Origin of the sequence: Prevotella aurantiaca (assembly GCF_015262605.1) — a bacterium.
Taxonomy (GTDB): Bacteria; Bacteroidota; Bacteroidia; order Bacteroidales; family Bacteroidaceae; genus Prevotella; species Prevotella aurantiaca.
Map to the genome: position 1 here is coordinate 1 of NZ_JABZSJ010000004.1, position 19,930 is coordinate 19,930.

Annotated in this window: 16 protein-coding genes; 8 read left to right on the forward strand and 8 right to left on the reverse strand. The window is 42.2% G+C overall.

The features are described 5' to 3' along the window. Positions 1 to 75 precede the first annotated feature (75 nt). A complete protein-coding gene (locus HXN26_RS01650) occupies positions 76 to 1,821 on the reverse strand; it encodes a phospho-sugar mutase (RefSeq protein ID WP_273158319.1) in 1,746 nt (581 codons plus the stop codon). 222 nt (positions 1,822 to 2,043) lie between these two features. On the opposite strand from HXN26_RS01650, the gene HXN26_RS01655 reads away from it, so the two are divergent. From HXN26_RS01655 to HXN26_RS01665, 3 genes are all read left to right on the forward strand, one after another. After that, on the forward strand, positions 2,044 to 2,349 hold the full coding sequence (locus HXN26_RS01655; protein WP_273158320.1) for a DUF4491 family protein: 306 nt from the start codon (positions 2,044 to 2,046) through the stop codon (positions 2,347 to 2,349). Positions 2,350 to 2,352: 3 nt separating this feature from the next. Next, the gene (gene rlmH, locus HXN26_RS01660) at positions 2,353 to 2,823 is read left to right on the forward strand and encodes a 23S rRNA (pseudouridine(1915)-N(3))-methyltransferase RlmH (protein WP_273158321.1); all 471 of its coding nucleotides are present in this window, start codon (positions 2,353 to 2,355) and stop codon (positions 2,821 to 2,823) included. A 528-nt stretch (positions 2,824 to 3,351) separates the two neighbouring features. Next, positions 3,352 to 4,758 carry a hypothetical protein gene (locus HXN26_RS01665; protein WP_273158322.1) on the forward strand — a complete coding sequence of 469 codons (1,407 nt, stop codon included), beginning with the start codon at positions 3,352 to 3,354 and terminating at the stop codon, positions 4,756 to 4,758. Positions 4,759 to 4,902: 144 nt separating this feature from the next. On the opposite strand, the gene HXN26_RS01670 is transcribed toward HXN26_RS01665, so the two are convergent. The 6 genes from HXN26_RS01670 to HXN26_RS01695 form a co-directional block, all read right to left on the reverse strand. Continuing rightward, positions 4,903 to 7,491: a DUF5686 family protein gene (locus HXN26_RS01670; protein ID WP_273158323.1), complete on the reverse strand. Its 2,589-nt coding sequence runs from the start codon at positions 7,489 to 7,491 to the stop codon at positions 4,903 to 4,905. After that, positions 7,466 to 8,773: an inositol-3-phosphate synthase gene (locus HXN26_RS01675; RefSeq protein ID WP_273158324.1), complete on the reverse strand. Its 1,308-nt coding sequence runs from the start codon at positions 8,771 to 8,773 to the stop codon at positions 7,466 to 7,468. The genes HXN26_RS01670 and HXN26_RS01675 overlap by 26 nt, the downstream gene beginning before the upstream one ends. A gap of 75 nt (positions 8,774 to 8,848) precedes the next feature. Beyond that, positions 8,849 to 9,550, reverse strand: a complete 702-nt coding sequence (locus HXN26_RS01680; protein WP_273158325.1) for an HAD family hydrolase — start codon at positions 9,548 to 9,550, stop codon at positions 8,849 to 8,851. A gap of 6 nt (positions 9,551 to 9,556) precedes the next feature. Further along, positions 9,557 to 10,510 carry a CDP-alcohol phosphatidyltransferase family protein gene (locus tag HXN26_RS01685; protein ID WP_273158326.1) on the reverse strand — a complete coding sequence of 318 codons (954 nt, stop codon included), beginning with the start codon at positions 10,508 to 10,510 and terminating at the stop codon, positions 9,557 to 9,559. A gap of 46 nt (positions 10,511 to 10,556) precedes the next feature. After that, entirely contained in the window at positions 10,557 to 11,345 is a 789-nt protein-coding gene (locus HXN26_RS01690; protein WP_273158327.1) for a hypothetical protein, read from the reverse strand. Continuing rightward, positions 11,333 to 12,070: a nucleotidyltransferase family protein gene (locus tag HXN26_RS01695; protein WP_273158365.1), complete on the reverse strand. Its 738-nt coding sequence runs from the start codon at positions 12,068 to 12,070 to the stop codon at positions 11,333 to 11,335. Before HXN26_RS01695 ends, HXN26_RS01690 begins: the two co-directional genes overlap by 13 nt. Before the next feature lie 562 nt (positions 12,071 to 12,632). Between HXN26_RS01695 and HXN26_RS01700 the strand changes: the two genes are divergently transcribed. The 5 genes from HXN26_RS01700 to HXN26_RS01720 all read left to right on the forward strand — a co-directional run bounded on the left by HXN26_RS01700 (position 12,633) and on the right by HXN26_RS01720 (position 19,183). After that, entirely contained in the window at positions 12,633 to 13,988 is a 1,356-nt protein-coding gene (locus HXN26_RS01700; RefSeq protein WP_273158328.1) for a DUF5687 family protein, read from the forward strand. 57 nt (positions 13,989 to 14,045) lie between these two features. Continuing rightward, a complete protein-coding gene (locus tag HXN26_RS01705) occupies positions 14,046 to 14,750 on the forward strand; it encodes an ABC transporter ATP-binding protein (protein WP_273158329.1) in 705 nt (234 codons plus the stop codon). 32 nt (positions 14,751 to 14,782) lie between these two features. Beyond that, positions 14,783 to 15,655, forward strand: coding sequence for a GLPGLI family protein (locus HXN26_RS01710; RefSeq protein ID WP_273158330.1), 873 nt, complete (start codon positions 14,783 to 14,785; stop codon positions 15,653 to 15,655). Next, positions 15,652 to 16,503 (forward strand): GLPGLI family protein, encoded by an 852-nt coding sequence (locus HXN26_RS01715; protein WP_273158331.1) that lies wholly within the window; start codon positions 15,652 to 15,654, stop codon positions 16,501 to 16,503. Before HXN26_RS01710 ends, HXN26_RS01715 begins: the two co-directional genes overlap by 4 nt. A 124-nt stretch (positions 16,504 to 16,627) precedes the next feature. After that, positions 16,628 to 19,183, forward strand: coding sequence for a carboxypeptidase-like regulatory domain-containing protein (locus tag HXN26_RS01720; protein WP_273158332.1), 2,556 nt, complete (start codon positions 16,628 to 16,630; stop codon positions 19,181 to 19,183). 298 nt (positions 19,184 to 19,481) lie between these two features. Here the strand turns inward: HXN26_RS01720 and crcB are convergent, their stop codons facing one another. After that, positions 19,482 to 19,844 (reverse strand): fluoride efflux transporter CrcB, encoded by a 363-nt coding sequence (gene crcB / locus HXN26_RS01725; protein ID WP_273158333.1) that lies wholly within the window; start codon positions 19,842 to 19,844, stop codon positions 19,482 to 19,484. Positions 19,845 to 19,930 lie beyond the last annotated feature (86 nt).

Genomic DNA, 19,930 nt, shown 5'->3' on the forward strand with positions numbered 1-19,930 from the left:
TCGGAGCTTTGTGCATAAAAAAGAGGATGTATCAATTTTGACACACCCTCTTTTTGTATATTACAGCATTGCTGTTTATGCTAAACCAAGGCTCTTTTTAATGCCTTCAATCTTTTCGTAAGCACGTGCACGGCAAGCCTTAAAGTCGGTTGCAGTTTGCATATTGTCCTTTATTTCGAGATAGAACTTAATCTTTGGCTCAGTTCCCGAAGGACGAACGCTCACCTTTGTGCCGTCAGTGCAGAACCATTGCAATACGTTGCTTGTTTCAGGCATAACGAGTTTGGTCTTGTTTCCTTCAGCATCAGTAGCTTCAAGAGAAGCATAATCCTTCCACAAACAAACAGTACTGCCGCCCAAATCCTTTGGAGGGTTAGCACGGAAGTCGCGCATCATCTGCTGAATCTCGTCTGCTCCGCTCTTTCCTGGACGCTCAACGTTGATGGTAAACTCCTCGCTAAAGCCGTATTCAAGGTATATATCCATGAGCAAATCATACAGCGTCTTGCCCTTATCCTTAGCGTATGCGCAGATTTCAGCGAGCAAAGCACACGCACTAACAGCATCTTTATCGCGGTTAAAGTCCGATGCCATGAAGCCATAGCTTTCCTCTCCGCCTCCGATATAGTTCTTTTCACCTTCTGAGATGGCGATTTCGTGAGCTATCCACTTGAATCCTGTGTAGCAATCGCGCATTTCTATATGTTGCTTCTTAGCTATTTCGGCAATTACTTCAGTGGTTACGATGGTCTTAACGATATAGTCTTTCGGTGTCATCTTACCCAAAGCCTGTCTGTTTGTAATGATATACCAAAGGAATATCAAGCATGTTTGGTTACCATTGATAAGAATCCACTCTCCATTACTATCCTTACAAGCCATTCCAACACGGTCTGCGTCAGGGTCAGAAGCCATCAATATGTCGGCATCGAGCTTCTTAGCGTCGCGCAAACCAAGCGTAAGCGCTTCGGCAATTTCAGGGTTTGGACGGTCTACAGTAGGGAAGTTGCCGTCTTTCACCATCTGTTCCTCAACGCAATGAATGTTTGTAAAGCCCCAGTCGCGCAGTGCTCGTGGTATCATAACGCGGCCTGCACCGTGCAGCGGAGTGTAAACAATGCAGAGATCGTGTTGTCGTTTGATAACTTCAGGGTCGATACAAACCGTCTTTACATTCTCAAGATAAACTTTATCTACGTCTTCTCCGATGATTTCGATAAGGTCTTTGTTGCCCTCGAACTTCACATCTTCAATCTTAACGAGGTTCACTTGGTCGATAATACCCTTATCGTGAGGAGCCAATACTTGCGCACCGTCGTCCCAATAAGCCTTATAGCCATTGTATTCGCGTGGGTTGTGGCTTGCAGTAATGTTTACACCGCCTTGCGCTTTAAAGTGTCTGATAGCGAAAGAGCACTCTGGAGTAGGGCGTAAATCCTCGAAAAGATAAACCTTAATGCCATTTGCTGAGAAGATATTAGCAACTGTTTCGGCAAACAAACGAGAGTTGTTGCGGCAGTCGTGGCACACTACTACAGAGATTTGCTCTTTATCTTTGAAGCTCATCTTAAGGTAATTAGCAAATCCCTGTGTTGCCATTCCTACGGTATAGACGTTCATTCGGTTAGAGCCAGAGCCCATAATGCCACGCAAACCGCCTGTTCCGAACTCAAGGTCTTTATAGAACGACTCAATAAGAAGGTCTTTGTTGTCGCTGTCCAACATATCTTGAACGGCCTTGCGGGTTGCTTCGTCGAAAGCAGGAGCGAGCCATTGTTTTGCTTTTTGCTCGCATTGAGCAATAAGTTCTTTGTTCTGCATAGTTTCCTGATAATTTTTAGAGAGCGCTATTCAATGACTCTCGTATGTTATAATAATTTAGTTGATGCTACCTGCGCACTATTGCCGTTGAACAAACGAAGTTGTATCGCACGCATATAGTACTGCAAATATACAGAAAATAATAAGATTATTGTTCTAATTGTGGGAATATTTTTGTATTTTTGTGTCCAGTTTAAGAAATTAAAGCTAAAAAATAGAATCATGGAATTATATTATAAAGGTGTCATTCTTGCCATTTGTACCTTTTTTATAATAGGCATGCTGCACCCCGCAGTAATTAAATGGGAATACTATTTCGGCACAAAAGGTTGGTGGATGTGGCTCGTTGGAGGCATAATATGCTGTGTTTCGGCCCTGTTCATAGCCGAATTGTTTTGGTCGGCCCTGCTTGGTGTAACGGGAGCATCGTTGCTTTGGGGCATCGGAGAACTGTTCGAACAGGTAGACCGTGTAAGAAAAGGGTGGTTTCCGATGAACCCTAAGCGCAAAGATGCGTATAAAAAGTAAAGAATGAAGGCTACTTTAATATTAGTTGGAAAAACAAACGAAGAGGTGTTTGTGCGTGCCATTGCCGACTATACAGGGCGCATAGGCCACTATTTGCCGTTCAATATCATTACTTTACCCGAACTGAAGAACACCAAGAAGTTATCGGAAGCACAGCAAAAGGACCGCGAAGGCGAGATGATACTAAAGGAAATACAAACGTCTGATACGGTTGTGCTGCTCGACGAGCACGGTAAAGAGTTCCGTTCGGTAGACTATGCCGCATGGTTGCAAAAGAAACAGAACACAGCAAAGCGACTTGTGTTTGTTATCGGTGGCCCTTATGGGTTTTCTAAAGCGGTGTACGATCGTGCCAACGAAAAGATTTCGCTTTCTAAAATGACTTTCTCTCACCAGATGGTACGCCTGATTTTCGTTGAACAACTCTATCGAGCGTGCAGCATTATTAAGGGTGAACCATACCATCACGAGTAAAATAGAGAGATAGTTCTCTCGCTTTCTGCTCATTTCCTTTACTTTTTTGTGCCTTTTTAACCCTCTTTTTGTAAATATATAAACAGTATATTTCGGCCCCAAAAAAAGGGTTTGATACGTTGAAAAAACCGCACTCTTCTGTAAAGAAAAATACCATTGAAAAACGATACCAATTGTTTTGTGTTCTAAAAGTGCCTGTTTTGCGTTGCAAAAGAGCCTGTTTTACCACGTAAAACAACCCCTATTGCAAGGGTTTGAAAGTGAGATGGTTACACGATATTTTCTGTTTGGTGATTTCTTTACACTTGTATGATCTTTCAACAGTCTTGATTTCATCATTGCATTAAAAAACTTTCATTTTATAAAAGAAAAACTTTGGCATTATTTTGCATTACAAAAAATAATTAGTAACTTTGTGTCGTTAGCCACTAAACCGAATTGTATGCTCTGCATGCAGGGCGGCATTACGATGTGGTAACGCAACTAAGATTAATCACTAAGTTTCAGATAATTAACCAACAAATCCCCATGGATATTACAAAAAAACTAACGGCGTTTTACCATCATTTGAATGAAGACGAGGTAGATAGAACCATTTTATCCGTAAAACTCGGCGATGGGAAAACCGAATTCCTAAACAAGTTCAAAGAAAAGTATAGCAACCAATATGCTTTTTACTCGCTCACACCTATCAATTACCAACTTACAGCAAACGAACAGATTATTGAATACGTCAAAAGAGACTTACTTGCACAGTTGGTTTTAGATGGTTCGCTTAATCCAAGTATTAATGTTCCTGCTCCAATTTTGCTGCAATGGTACTTGAACGAACGGCCTTTGGATGTTATAAAAGATATTATGAGGTATGTTCCATCGGTGTTAAGGAATGGAAACGAGCTTGGAGCACTCTTAAAAGGTGCCATAAATATGGCTGAAGGAATTACCAATCAGTGTAAGAAATTGAAAGGATTTAAAGAATATTTAGAGGCAGCTGAATTTGATAAGGCTACGAAATCTGTTACGAAATATTCTGCTGAAGCCAATAATCTGACTGAATTGGACCCGCTGAATTGGCTGATAACGAGGAGCGTAGCAGGGAATAAGAAGACAACAGTGCTACTAATAGAAGACTTCGACCGCATTGACCCTGTTCATTTGTTCGGCATTTTCAATATATTCTCGGCACATTCTGATAAGAAACTAACAAGGAAGGATGTTGTAGAGTTTGAATATGACTCGGACAACAAGGCACAGTTCCTTAATAAATTTGGCTTTGACAAGATTATCTTCATTATGGATAGCGTAGCAATGAGCACGGTATTTAGGAATTATTACGGTGATGCTAACTATGAAGGATATATCAAAGAGTTTGTTTCAAAGCATACTTTCTATCACTCTGTAAGCGAACATGCAAAGAGTTCGTTGCAGGCTTATGTTAAAGAAGAATGCAAAGTGGACTTTGAGATCGTAACTAAGGGCTTGTCGGCAGTGGGTATTAAGCTGGAAAAGAACGATGCAAGAGAAGTTGTTAAGGTGCTTGACAACTTTGAAGATGCCTATATTAAAGAGGAAGTTAGCGTAACTGACGACTTCCACTTCCTATCTGACACGCCGCTTGTAAAGCTTATTGCTTTGCTAAGACGCTTGGGAGTGAGAGAAAATCAGCTGTTAGACTTCTTCACAGCCATTCAAGTGGAAGATAGTTTCATGGAGTTGTTGGGTTGTTTTGCCGTAACTAAAGATTCAATACAGCGACATGGAAAGATTTGTCACAATGGTGTGCTTTATCAAATGGTTGTAGATGAAGATGAAGGAAAATACAAATCGTTCGATCGTGTCATGAATATTCCAAGCATGGTGTCGGTAGATGACTATCGTTTTTTGGAGGTTGATATTAACAAGGTAATAGGAAAAGCTTTGGAATATGTAAGGTAGCGGAAGGTTGTAATGCTGTTTCAACCAATCACTGATGCCTATTATATATAAGGTGTAAATGCTTTTTAAAGAATAAAAAAAATGTAGAGACAAGCCGAAAGGTTTATCTCTACATTTTTTTATTGTTGTTTTAATCTGTCGTTTTTAGAACACTACATTGAAGCCAAGACGTATGCCGTGCTTTGAAATGCCAGGCAAGTTGGTGTAAGTAAGGCGTCGTACATAGTCAATTTCAAGCATTCTGAAGATGTTATGTATTCCCAATACAAGCTCTAAGTATGGAGTATTGGTCATTACATTGGTGCCTTCAGGGAACTTATATAGCTCGGTGTCAGCAACATTCTGTGGCAACAACGGATTGTTCTTGTCGGTAAGGTGTCCCCACATTCCCTTAAACGCAACATACTCGCGCCATTTCAGCTTCTTAACGAGTGGAATTCGGTTGAAGATTTTACCTTCCAAGTTCCACGCAAGATTGAATTGTGCAAAGCGATCGTTAAGGAATTCCATGTTCTCCATGAGGTTAAACGACCCTTGATGTTCGAAAAGTGAAGTGTTAACTGGAGGCATTATGAGCAAGTGATAAGGCACTTTGTTCCATTGTGCACCTGCCATTAAACGCATATCGAAGTTTCCCCAGCTTCCCAACCATAGGCGTTTGTAAGCTGAAAATTCGGTAAGGTTGTACGTAAACTGGCTTCCTAACACGTTTTTAAGACCGATTGTGTGGGTCAATGTAAACTGCGGAGCATCTAAATTCACCTCTATTCGACGCTGTTTCGAGTTGATATAACTCTGTCCTGGGCGGTAATCGAAGCCTAAAGTGAACGATGTCATGCGCACCTTATCAACAATCGAGCCGTCCATACGCTCATAAATGAGTTTTCCCATAGGGCGATTACTCTCGGTATTGAGCTTCAATTGCGTAGAAAGACCATAGTCGGTTTCCCATTGGAAGCCCAATCTTTGCCTATTAAATAGGTAGAGCTTCTCAACTTTTACGGGACGGAAGGTCATAAAAATATTGTCCTTGTTGTGTACAAGATACTTATCTGATGGCGATTCCAAGTCCCGATACGACTCAAATGAGAGGGTTCGGATTGGGAATTCAGTCGGTTGATACTCCGGTTTATTAAACGAATACGTTATTTTACTACCATAATAGTGGCTCTTTGACTTCGTTCCGTAAGCGTAATATCCCTCAGCAAACCAATGCGGACTAAGGTTTGCAGTGGTTCGAGCAGAGGCTCTTAAGCGTATTCCGTCTGTATAGTTCTTCGATATAAAGGTGTTTACAGGACCAATATCCACCTTACTTGGTGTGTTTTCAGACCCCGTTTCCACGAAATTCTCCATGAAAGTTTTAAATACAAACATAACTGTCTTGAAGCCTTTGGTACGTCCCATGCGCTTAATAAAGTCTCCCATGCCGTGTTCGCTCTTCGATAATGCAGTCGTACGGTGCTCTTCCCAGAAGCTATCATCCCTCATTTTCGCGTGAGAGTCGTACTTTTTCTTTGCTTTTCCCTTGAAAAGACTTGGCTCTATAGGCTCAAACGAATAGTTTTGAAGCCCCGTTGTGCGGATAATGAGCATCTGTTGGAGCATACTAACTATCTCTAACTCTGCCATCATGTCGTCTGTGGTGAGCGCCCATTGGCCATTTGGAAGCTTAGAGTACTCTTGTTTGAACTTCATAGCGGCTACAAAGTTCACGCCAGTGCCTGCAGGAAGCTGCATATCGCACTTTCTTACGTGCAGAGAACCATCGTTTAGCACATACAACTCGCCTCTAAAGCCAAAGTCTTGTTGGTTTGCGGGCATGAATTGGAGGCGTATACATTCGTCGTCGCCCACCTTTAGCGTGTCGTCGATATAGAAATGATAGAACGAAATGGCCGTCGAACCAATAGGAGATGGGAAGCGTGCCTGCAACAATTCTATCTGGTCGTCGTACAAATCTATGTCTTTAAACAAGTCTTTTATGATGGTATTCATCGCTTCGCCCGTCTGAATGAGTTGCGAAATACCCTTTGTGCTCTGACCTTTTATAATGTCTTTCTCATCTTTCGGAGACTTTCTGTAGATGTGTTGCGTTACCGTTTCATCTACAGAGATAGGCAATATCAACTTATTATTATAAGGACACATCTCCACTTGTTCCTTTAACCAAGGCAAATTCTTAAACATTCCCGTCTCCAATTGGGCTTGGGTGATGTTGTTAAGAGCCATTGTTACCTTCTGATACTTATCATATTGATAGAAGTCGTGGTTGGTTAGGTCTGTCTTTTGCTTTGCAGCGATGACTCGTCGCATAAGTTCCACGGCTGGATTGTCCTTTCTTGAATACCTATGGCGGCGCTTTGCCTTTACCACAACGCCATCTAATTGCTTCGAAGTAGCTATTAAAGTAATTAGAAGTTCGTTAGGAGACTTTTCCGTAATCTTTATTTTGCGTGGTTTATAGCCTACCGATGTAATTTCAAGGAGTTCTCCATCATGTCTTGCAATGGTGAATTGACCTTTTTGGTCGGCCGAAGTTGCAATCTTTAAACTTCTGTAAGTGGCATTTGCATACGCAATAGTATCTTGCGTTTGGGCGTCAATCACTGTGCAGTGCAGGTCTTGCGCCACTGTCGTTGTTATCCCTATAAATAAGCCGAGTAGCAAGAAAGCAATTCTTGCTGCTCGGTTTTTATGTGTAATCTTAGTCAATTTCTTCATCAGCTTCATAACCGCCCATCTCGCGGATTGCATTCTTCAGCATGGTGTATTGCTGGAAAAGGTTGTTAACAGCCTCCTCTTCCTGCGTGAAATCGTGCATTGGACTCTTGAGATAGAAGCTCAAGAACCTTTGAATACCGTAGCGTCCATCACGCGCAGCAAGGTCGCTTAAGAGCGCAAGGTCTAACAAAAGCGGTGCAGCGAGGATAGAATCGCGGCAGAGGAAGTTAATTTTAATTTGCATTGGATAGCCCATCCAGCCAAAGATATCAATGTTATCCCATCCTTCTTTATCGTCGTTGCGAGGTGGATAGTAGTTGATTCTTACCTTATGGTATATGTTTCCGTAAAGGTCTGGCTGTTCATCGGCTTTACAAATAGTCTCTAATGTAGAGAGTTTGCTTACTTCTTTGGTGCGGAAGTTAGCTGGTTCATCAAGCACGAGGCCGTCGCGGTTGCCCAAAATATTGGTTGAGAACCAACCATTCAAGCCCAATGCGCGAGTTCTAATGATAGGAGCAAAGCCCGATTTCACGAGAGTCTGACCCGTTTTGAAGTCTTTTCCCGCAATAGGCATGCGTGTTTTCTCCGCCAATTCCCACATAGCAGGAATGTCAACCGTAGTATTTGGTGCACCCATTATGAAAGGACAGCCTTCTGTCAGAGCCGCATAAGCATAGCACATAGATGGTGCAATATGTTCTTTATCGTTAGCTTTCATGGCTGCTTCAAGCTTTTTGAGTGTGCCATGGTACTCTTCTTCGTACGGCACATATATCTCTGTAGAAGCTGCCCATAGTACAACGACACGGCTAACTCCCTTTTCTTGTTTGAAGTTTTGAATGTCTTTGCGCAGTTCTTCCACCATTCCCCAACGTGTTACACCTTCTTTCACGTTGTCGCCATCGATGCGTTTCGCATAATTCTTGTCGAAAGCAGCCTTCAAAGGCTTTATTGCTTCCAGCTCATCGCGTACGGGTTCGATGTCTTTAGCCTTTAAAACTTCAGCATAAACAGCCGCTTGATAAGCGTTTTGTGGGTACACGTCCCATGTGCCGAATACGATATCGTTCATGTCGGCAATCGGTACGATGTCTTTGTAGTGGAGGTACTTCTTGTCTTTTCCTTTTCCAACACGTATTTTGTCGTACTGTGTCATGGCGCCAATAGGCTTTGCCAAGCCTTTGCGAGCCATTAAAACACCTGTTATGAATGTGGTTGTAACGGCTCCACAACCCACAACCATAATTCCCAATTTACCTTCTGCGGGTGCAACTTTTGCTTGTTTCATTTATTTATTAGTTTTAAATTTTAAAACGATTTCTAATTTCTTATATTGTAAAAGTTTTAATCCCTTTATGCTTTTTTATATATTTAATTCTGTCAAACTGCTTATCACACAATCTGCTACCCCCTGTTCTATTTTGTCAGGAGTCCAGCTTTCGCCTTTTATCCATACAGTTTTGCAACCTATGGAATGAGCTGGTACAATGTCTTTGTCGTAGCTATCGCCCACGACAACGATGTTTTCGGCAGGCAATTGTAGGGCTTTTACGCCCAATTCATAGATGCGTGGGTCGGGTTTACATACCTTTACCACTGCACTTTCGACTATTTCCTGGAAGATACCATCTAAATTGAACTCTTTCAGTACTACTTCGATGTTCCCATAGAAGTTGCTTACCAACACAATAGGGTATTTTTCCTTTATTTTTAGCAGCACTTCCTTGCTTTCGGCAACTGTTTTTACAACGTCACTGTATAGCATTTCCACCAGTTTAGCGCATTTATTGGCAAGCGAAAAGCCCGTTGCTGCAACCAGTCCTTGTTGTTGCAGATGCTCAAACTGCAGCCGTATCTTCTCTTCCAAAGTGCGATGGAAAGTAAAGTCGGACTGTATAATCGGATTTTTACCCAATGTTCGTTCGGCATAAACGTAGGCTTCACGATACTGTTCCTCCGTTACGGGGAACCCAAGTTGTTCGTATGCGTGCCAAATCTTCATGCCCCAATGGCAGCCAGACGTGTCTATCGTACCGCCATAGTCGAATATATATCCTTTAATCATAGTCCATCAATTGTTTAATAGTGCTCGCATCGCCTTACAATGGTCCTCGTGTCGTTTGTGCATATACATATAAATGATAGTGTAAAGCACTATTTCGATAAAGAGATATACCCACGGACAATTGGCTAACACCGTTATATAGATGAGTATTGCGCGCGAATTGAACGATAGAAAGTTCGTTAATGGCATCAAAGGGCGGCTCCCTTGCAAGAATTTAGCCTTCCATTCGTCGGGTATATCCTCTACATTGGCATACCGTTCGTTAAGTTCTTGTCTTAATTTCTGGAACTCTGGCGTTCTTTTTTCTTGGTTTTTGCAGTAGTGTTGATAGTTAGAATGGAACGCTTTGTCCCAAAATACACCCTTCTTTCCCTTCAAACTCTCCACGATAGCGTGCTCTGCGGCATAGCTATCAAGTTCCGAGCCAGCTTTACCCTTTAAGAAATACAAGTGAATTTGGCGGTAATAGTCGGCCAGCGAACTTTGTTGCGAATGGCAAACGATGCCTGCAATAGCAGCAAGAGCAAGTCCGAATAAGCCCCATTTCACGTCTATCCCTGGCATAGGTTGGTTCCAAATGCGCAACACAATGCCTAAATAGATGGATACAAACCACGTATCGCCTGCGAAACCATCTAAGCAGCGACCCTTCATAGAACGTTGATTGGTGAGTCGGGCAAGTTGTCCGTCGGTAGAATCGCATAGGTTTGCCAACACCAAAAGCACTATACCTATTATATTATACCATACATTTTGGAAGTAAAACATAGGTCCTGCGCCTACACCTAAGAAGATTGACAAGATGGTTATGGTGTTTGGCGTAACGCCTAAGCGGTACCATAGCAAGGCAAAAGCCAAGCCTACAGGTCTGGTAAAGTATATATCGAGCCATTCCTCCGTGTCGTCAGACTTCATAGAGGCCTTTAATAGTTCGCTAAAAGATTTATTTTCTATACTCATATTAGTTCATCTTACTGACCGAAACAGAACAAACATATTTCCGTTTCTATAAGTTTTGCCGTGCTGCTACACACGAAATGATAGCCTTTGCAGCCTCATCTTTGCACCGAGAGAAGCTCGGCCAATCGTTGAAATCGATAATGCAGAACGTTCCCTCAGCCGTTATAATGGCGTCGCCCCCATACACTGGTGTTTCAGCAAGTGTTGCTAAACGGTTGGTTGTCGCTGCCAATGCTGTGCTATCAAAGGCATAATGGTGTGCAATACCATTGCGTTGCTCGTCGCTAAACTTCGTTGCGCCATCGTCGGTAGGGTAGAAGTAGCGAAAAAAAGCAGTACCCTCAACACCATAAAACTTCACAAGGTCGCCCTCAACGTGTGCTTGTACCACCATGTTTGTAATGTTACGACTCCGGAAAACAGCCTTTGCTGCCTCCAGTTGAGCCTTGTTGGCACAGTATAACACATCGTTTTGCGTCTGTGCAGCCTCATCACCGCGTTTAATCCAGTATCCGTTGCTACCCTTTTCAGGCGGTGTGGGAATGTCGGCATGGTGCATCAGCGTTGTAATTCTACTGCGCTGGCAGTTTCTTATGCCCACTGGCGAGTTTACAATACACTTTCCGCTTCCATATTCTTCAAGCAATTGCAAGGTATTTGCCATGCGTCCCATGTTCAATATCGTGTCTGCTGCAACAACATCGTCAATGGTTAGTTCGCCTTCGGCTATTATTTTACCTTCCATCGGCAACGCCACTGCCGAAAGAATAGCAAGGTCTTTCTCTACCGAATTGGGCGAAAAGCGTGGGTCGCGTTGTATGGCTATTGTCCGCATTCCGTACTATTTAAGAACTGTTCAGCCTTTTCAATGTCGGAAGCGTGGTCAATATCGAGCACCTTCGTAAAAGAATGAGCCACCGTTTTGCGTCCGTCTGCAATCAATGCCCGCTGAAAATTGCGCATACGACTTTCGTTTCGCTGCATACAATCGTTGAGCGTGCAAATCGCCTGTGGGTGTAATCCGTAGATACCGCCCGATATGTAGCTGCAATTTGTCTCGTTATTATCGTAGAACCCCGTAATGTTGCCCTCCTCATCGGTGCCCACATAGAGTGGCTTTTCGTCGTCAATATAGGCCGTTACTCCCATATAAGCTTGCACACCTTTGGCAATTGCCTTTGTAAAAGCGTCGATATATGCTTTAAATTCGTCCTCACGGAAGATGGTATCTACCGTTGTTAGCACAAAAGGTTCGTCGGTTAGCCATTCGCTCAGCACTGCAAAACTGTGCATAGAACTGGGTGTTGATTTTACAATAAAGCGCAACGGAACCTGCTTTCCAGCTACTCCGTGCTGCTGAATATGGGCAAGATGCGCCTGCACATCGGTCATTTCCTCGTTGCAGATAACCACAATTTCGGTGGCATTGTTGCTGCAGAACACACGGATAAGGCGGTTAATAAGCTGTTCTCCATTGACTTTTACCAATGGTTTCGGTGCTGTTACGCCTTCTTTAGCAAGTCGTGAGCCGTTTCCTGCGGCAATAATGGCATACTTCATTACTCGTTTTACCACTTAATGAATATTGTTCTTGTTCTATTCAAAACACAAAGATACACCTTTTTTATTTAAAAAGAGAAGCCAAAATAAGGTTTTTTGCATTATCTGAAAAATATGAATGATAGTCATTTTTATGGCTTTAAAATACGAATAAAAGTGTTAAGATTTCGGAATAACGATATTCTTGTGTAACTATGTCATTATCAAGGTTTTGCAATATAGGCTCTTTTGCGTTGCAAAAGTGCCTGTTTTGCACGATAAAAGAGCCTGTTTTGCACTGCAATATAGGCACTATTGCAATGCAATACAACTTACCCTGCTTTTCACTTGTACTTTTCTTTACAAATTAAGGTGTTTATATGCGCATTTTAAACCCTTTTCGTTAGTGCAAAATTCATCTTGTTTTCCATCGAAAATGGTCGGTAAACGTTGTACTAATTTTAAGTAAAAACATAATAATAAGATATTTTTTTTGTTGCTCCATCAATATTTTCTTATCTTTGTACCAGAAAAGATATCTATAAATTCTACAATTAAACGCATGTTAAAACAACTTTTACTGATGCAAATAACGAAGAAGCGACGCAGCTTTAAGTGGAAAGACTTCTTCCTTGCAACCTACTTTTACTTTCTTGTAGCAGTGGTTATAGTTAGTGTTCTGTTTGGAATGGACGACAAAACATGGAATTTGTTAGCAGAAATAAAGTGGGAAAACATTATGCCTATCGTTGCATCATCGTTGCTTTTGCCCGATATCATATCGAAATTGATATTCTCTTCCGACTCGGCAATTATCGATTCGTACATAAAAACACGCCCTATTAAGAAACGAACGTGGATTCGTTTCGTATCAATTGCACAAATATTCAACTTCTGGACACTGGCTTGGGCGTTGCCACTTGCCATTATCTGCTTCTTTATCATGCCTTTTGGTCCTGCCATAGTGTCGGCGTTGCTGTTGCTTTCTGTATCTTTTATAAACAGTATGGCTGCCGTTATGTTTCGAACCGCACAGGGTTGGGAGTGGAAATGGGCCGTAGTTGTGGGCTGGCTTATGTGGTGGTCGTTGGCGTTTGTACACGGAATCAACTTCTTTGGCATGTCGTTGGGCGTACACATTACCTACTTCTTTGTGCTAATCGCCATAGGTATCTATCTCGAATTGCATTGTTTGGGCTATTTGCGCAGCTACGACGAGAACAAGAAAAAGAAGAAAGAAATCCGTAAATCGAGCCGTTCGGCGTTCTTTATAGAGATGCGTCCTTTCTTAAGAGGTAAGCGATTGCGTATGGTTTTTGTATTACCAGTAATCTTTTTAGCACAGTCTTTCTGGTACGCAGCGATTGGTTACGAGGACCCTGATGCTGTGGATCGTAACATGTTTCTACCCCTTGCTATCATGGTAATGCCTCTTATGGCTCTTCAACTTACGTTTGCATTAGAAGGAAACTACTTTGATGGTGTGTGGACGCGCCCTATTAGCATTGAGAAACTACTGCTTCGCAAATATTATACTGCCATTCCTATGGCGGTATTATCATTCTTAATACTGCTTATTCCTCACTTCTTGTACGATACAAGCATCATTCTTATGGTGGGATCATTATTATTTTCGGTAGGTTTTTCCAATCTATTGATGCTCACTTTCTGCTTCCATACTAAGGCAATTGATATTTTTGCATCGGGCTTTATGAACACACAAGGCAACGATTATAGTGTTTCAAGCTTCGCAACCACTTTGTCTCTGATGTTAATAACAATGGCTTTGGTAGGTGTTTTACCTCCAAATACTTGTGGAATCATATTCGGTGTGCTTGGTATCATGGGATTTGCTGTGCACAAATACGCTATTTCGTGGATTGCACACCGCTACGAAGCAAAGCGTTATAAGCACTTTGAACGTTACAGAAACAAGTAACGATAGTGCAAAACTTATACTTAAACAAAAAGAAACAATAGAAAATAATAGCCAAATATGGAAATAAAGATAGAGAATTTAAAGAAGGTTTACGGAACAAATACGGTAATTGACATTCCTAATCTGACACTTCACAAAGGTGAACTCATTGGTCTTGTGGGCAATAATGGGGCCGGAAAGACTACGTTAATGCGTCTGATACTCGATCTTATCAGTGCTACCGAAGGACAAGTGTTCTCTAATGGCAGTCCTGTAAACGAGTGTTTTGACTGGAAAAACTATACAGGCTCGTTCATTGATAAGGGTTTTCTTATTGAATACTATACCCCTGAGGAGTTCTTTGACTTTATTGCGGCAGCTTACAACATAGATGAAGCAACGCTTTCTGAACGCTTACAGACTTTCGAAGTGCTGATGCGAGACGAGATTATAGGCACGGGGAAACTCATTCGCGACTTTTCTGAAGGCAATAAACAGAAGATTGGCATCATCGGAGCAATGATAGTGAATCCTGAAATACTCATTCTCGACGAGCCTTTCAACTATCTCGACCCTTCGTCGCAGATAAACATAGCACGCATTATCCACGAGGTTAACAAACAACATGGTACTACTGTGCTGATATCAAGCCACAATTTGAACTTCGTTTCAGAGATTTGCAACCGCATAATACTTATGGAAAAGGGTATAATCTTAAAGGACTTGTTCAACGCCGACGAAGCTGCAGCCAAGGAATTGCAAAGCTATTTCGAAGGAATGTAGACGCAACGGCAGGAACATAATACAATAAAGATATGATACAGAGAATGCTTTTAACTACTTTCATCTGCCTTTCTGCCACACTTTCTACTTATGCAAAACCGAAAGAGGGAGGGAAAATAGACAAGGTAAAGTACGAAATTACCTATCGTACGAAAAGCATTACCGACACCACGAAGGTCGATTCGCTCGGCAATTTCATCTACAGCGAGGAGGATATGCGCCTCGAGGTGGGCGAGCAGGTGAGCTTCTTTTATAGTTATTCCAACACTCTCTACGAGCAACAGCGCATCGAAATGATGAACAAAGGCAACTTTTCAGTGCCTAATATGCGAGGTGGAAGCATCAATTGGAAGCTATTCAAGAACTTCCCAACAGGCAAAACAACTTACGTAGACAATGTTTTCCGTGATGGATTTCGTGTTGTAGAACCCATAGAGCAGCCCCAATGGGAACTGATATCCGACAGTACAGCCCGCATTCTCGGCTACGACTGCCAGATGGCACGCTGCAATTACAAAGGCAGACAATGGTTTGCATGGTTCACAACCGATATTCCAATCGACAACGGACCGTGGAAATTGGACGGATTACCGGGACTTGTGCTCCGTGCATACGACAATTCCCGCCACTATATCTTCGATTGCGTAGGCTTAAAGCAAACCGACGGCACGCGCAACATAGTGTTCGATGACTGCTTTAACAGCTACGAGGCAACCTCTATGAGCAACTTACAGCGACTCAAAGCCAACACCACGCCTATGGATATTATGAATAGAAGTGGCAAAGGTGTAACGTTCAAGGTAGTAAGCGGCAGTGTTAATGGCAAGCTAACCGAAGCACAGCAAGAGTCAATGCGCAAGCAAATGCAGAAAAGACAACCACAAAACCCAATAGAAAGATTATGAAACGTATTATTTTAACAACGGCAGCACTCGCCCTTGCAGTGCTTACGGTAAGTGCAAAACCTAACAAAAAGGACCAAAACAAAGTTATCGACAAACTCAAGTACACCATTACCTATCGGACAAAGAGCGTACGCGACACCACAAAACTCGACTCGGTGGGTCGCTATAACTACGGAAACGACGATATGCAGCTGCTAATTGGCGATAAGGTAAGCTACTTTTATAGTGCCACATATCGCGCTTACGAGGAAGAGTTGCGTAAGTCTGTCGATGCAAACAATATCGCAATACCGTCTTCAACCTCCGCACGAGGCAGCATTTCGATGGACTTCTATCGCAATTATCCTACAGGAAAGTCTACTTATTTAGACAAGGTGATAAGAGAAAAGTTCCGCATCATCGAGCCTTTAGAACAGCCCCAATGGGACATTATAGCCGATAGCACAAAGCAAATACTTGACTATCATTGTCAAATGGCGCGCTGTTCGTTCAAAGGACGTACGTGGACGGCATGGTTTACTACCGATATTCCATTGGATAATGGCCCTTGGAAGCTATGCGGACTGCCTGGATTGATACTCCGTGCTTATGATTCTAAGCAACAATACATATTCGATTGCGTCGGAATGAAGCAGGCTAAAGAAGGTGAAAACATTACTTACGACTCCAAATTCGATAAGTATGTCTCTGCAACAATGAAGGAATTTGTAGACTATCAAGCCAAAGCTGTGCCTGAAGATATGTTGTCTGCGGCTGGAATACAAATCGAAGTGCCAGAAGAAATGAAGGCTGAATTTATGAAACAAATGGCAAAACCCATGCCGAGCAACCCGATAGAGCTGTACTAAATTGCTTTTTCTGCTCCACAAAACTTATTGATTAAAAGGCTCTGAAAGACTTTTTGCCACTATAAAAGTCTTGTTCAGAGCCAACAAAGCTATCTTTACCAAAACACCTATAACGCTATTTACAATGAAAAGAATACTAATAGCAACAGCTAAAACAACCGCACTATTCAAGTCGAAGTGGGGCAGGGTGAGGGCTATTGTTTCTTTCCTATTCCTTATTTTCACTCTTTCTGCTTCGGCACAAGACCATATTTCGGGTGTTGTTGTGGATTCTTTAACCCACAAGCCTATCGCAAAAGCCAACGTAATGTTGCTAAAAGGTGGCAAGGTGGTTACCTTTTCACGCACCAACGATAGGGGAGAATTCAGCCTTTCGCATAACAACGACAACCTTAAAGACTTACAGCTGCAAGCCACAGCAATGGAATACCAAAAGAAAAGAACCCATATTACCGCCTCAACGGGCAACCGTATTGAGATGGCACAGAAGGTTTTTGAGATGCAAGAGATAACGGTGAAGGCGGGACCCATAACCAATAACAAGGATACAATAACGTTCGACCTCACTCGTTTCGCCTCGGAAAGAGACAATTCGTTAAAGGATGTGCTTGCAAAACTGCCTGGAGTACACGTCGGAAGCGACGGAAAGATAAGCGTAAACGGCAAGGATATCAGTCGATTTACTGTAGAAGGGCTTGATCTTAGCAACGGAAAGTACAACAAACTTACCGAGAATATAAAAGCAAAGGACGTGAAAAAGGCGGAAGTAATAGAGCATGACCAACCCATAAAGGCCTTGCGCAACAAGGTGTTCAGCGACAATGTAGCAATGAATGTAACGCTGAAAGACGAAGCTCGCGACCGTCTTTCGATAACGTTGCGCCCCTATCTTGCCATCGGGAAGCCTACTCACGTGGCTGGTTCTGCCAATATGATGAGTATAGGAAAACGCAAACAGATGATGTACGACGCTATATACGACCGCAGAGGTAGGGATGTGGCGCAGTCGGGCTTTGCTTTTGTCATCGATTACATGGCTCCGCAACCTGCCAATCTCTCGTCGTGGTATTCCGTTCCAAGTCTTAAAGCTCCGATAGATGCCGACCGCCTGCGCTTCAACACGTCGCAAAGTTATAGCATTAACCGACTAATAAAGACGAAAAACGATAACGAAATGCGTATAACGACAGACTATTTCCGCAACGTTGTTCGTCAAAATACGTATAACAACTCTACCTATTACTTTGCCCAAACGCCTACCACGACCAGCGAAAAACATCATTTAATGTTGAAAGAAGATGTTTTCAACTTCACTATTGATAAGAAAATAAACACCGAAAAACGTTATGGCTCGATGCATTTCAGTGTGAATGCAGAGCAGAGCGATGCCTTATCGAAACTCGAAAGTACGGGTCATACTAATCTTTCGCAGCGAGTTCGTACGCCAGAAGCGAATGTTAAAGGCTACATTACCACTTCGCAGAACAGCGAGCGAGGCACCCTTACACTGCAATCAATAGTAGATTACCACTACTCACGTAATGATTTGTATATCAATACAGACCAAAAAAGCATTCATTCGAACCTTTGGCACAATAATAACGAGGTGAGTTGGCGCACTTCAAAGAACGGTTTCACACAGAATTACAACTTTTCTGCAGACTTGCAACACTTGAATGTACGCAACGGACACACACAGTTAGAATTCAGTTCGTCGCCTTCGCTCAACTACGAAAAGGGAAAATGGCGTGCAACCATGCGGCAAGGGTTCAACTTAAAATATCTTACGCAGCAACGCAAATGGTACTTCCAGACATCTCCCTCACTGTATGTAAACTATAAGAAGAGCACTCGCACCGAAACGAATGCATCATTTGGCTACAACCAATCCATACAAGGACTGTCTGATTTCGCCCTTGACAGCTACCAAACTAACTACCGCACATGGCAGACATCGCCCACTTTCATGCCACGTACCAATTCGCTGAACTTCTCTTTTACGCACAATTATAAGCGTGTTGTTAAGGAATTCTTCTCTAATTTCTCGCTTTCTGCTAATCGAATGTGGAGCAATTCGGTGATGGATATGCAGATTCAAAACGGAAACTACCTAATGACCTATGTGCAACACAATACAAAAAGCACTAATTTAAACGGGCGATTTTGGTTTTCAAAAGGCTTTTATAAACACCATTTCAAGACATCGTGCGGCATAACAGCAACTTATAGCGACGGCGAACAATACACTGGCGGTAAAGTTTTGGGCTATGAATACCGTTCGTTAACGCTATCGCCATCGCTCACTTATTCGCCATCATGGGCGTATATCAGCTACAATGGCGATTTTATAATGAGCAAATCATCATTCGATAATGCTTCTTTGGCATCACGTTTCAATTGGAAACAGAGCTTAACGCTTACTTCTACCATTCGAAAAGTGGACCTTTCGCTGTCTGGTATATACTATCACAACCAGTTAGAGGGCGCTACGCTCAACACATTTCTTGCCAATGCGAAAGTAACATGGCGACAAAAGAACTTCCTTATCTTTGCTATGCTATCCAATTTGTTCGACAAACGCAACTACATAGAGACTTCCTATAATGGCATTGGAGTCTTTACGAACAGCTACGAACTACGCCCAAGAGAGCTTATTATTAGCTGTGAATTTAGCTTTTAAAGCGTGATGAAAGTGTAATAAAAGTGTAAAGATTTTACAAGAGAGAGTCTATCGTATAACTATCTCTTTTCCAACGCTTTGCAATACCCATTGTTTTACAATGTAAAAGCGCCTGTTTTGTCGTGCAAAACAGGCGCTTTTGCGCTGCAATATAGGCACTTTTGCAACGCAAAAGCGATTCTATCGTTTTTAGCATGTACTTTCTTTACAAAATGAAAACGTTTGTTCTGTATCTTTTTCTATATTCAATGGGAAATCTGTGGTATTTAGTTTCCCTACCTTTTACAGTCCAAACGCACTAAAAAAGTTTTGCAATAAGCTGTCCAATTACTACTGCAAGGAAGCCAGCAACAATGCTTCCAATAATGTAAAGCAATGCTGTAGTAGGTCTTCCGTCCTTAAAAAACATGACATTCTCGCTGATAAACGTTGAGAAAGTGGTGAAACCACCGCATAATCCAGCCGTTAATAGTAGGCGATTACTGGTGCCAAGCGATGCGAATACGGGCAAACCAGAAACAAAACCTATGATAAGGCAGCCCAAAACATTCACGATAAACGTGGCTAAGGGGAAGGGTGAAGTGATATATCTCCCTATTAGGTATGACACAGAATAACGTACCATGCCCCCAAAGAAGCTGCCTAAACCTACAAGTATCATATTTTTAACCATCTCTTTTTTGTGCGCAAAAGTACAAAAATTACAATTAAAAAACAAACTCGCATCGGTATTAAAAAGAAAAATAG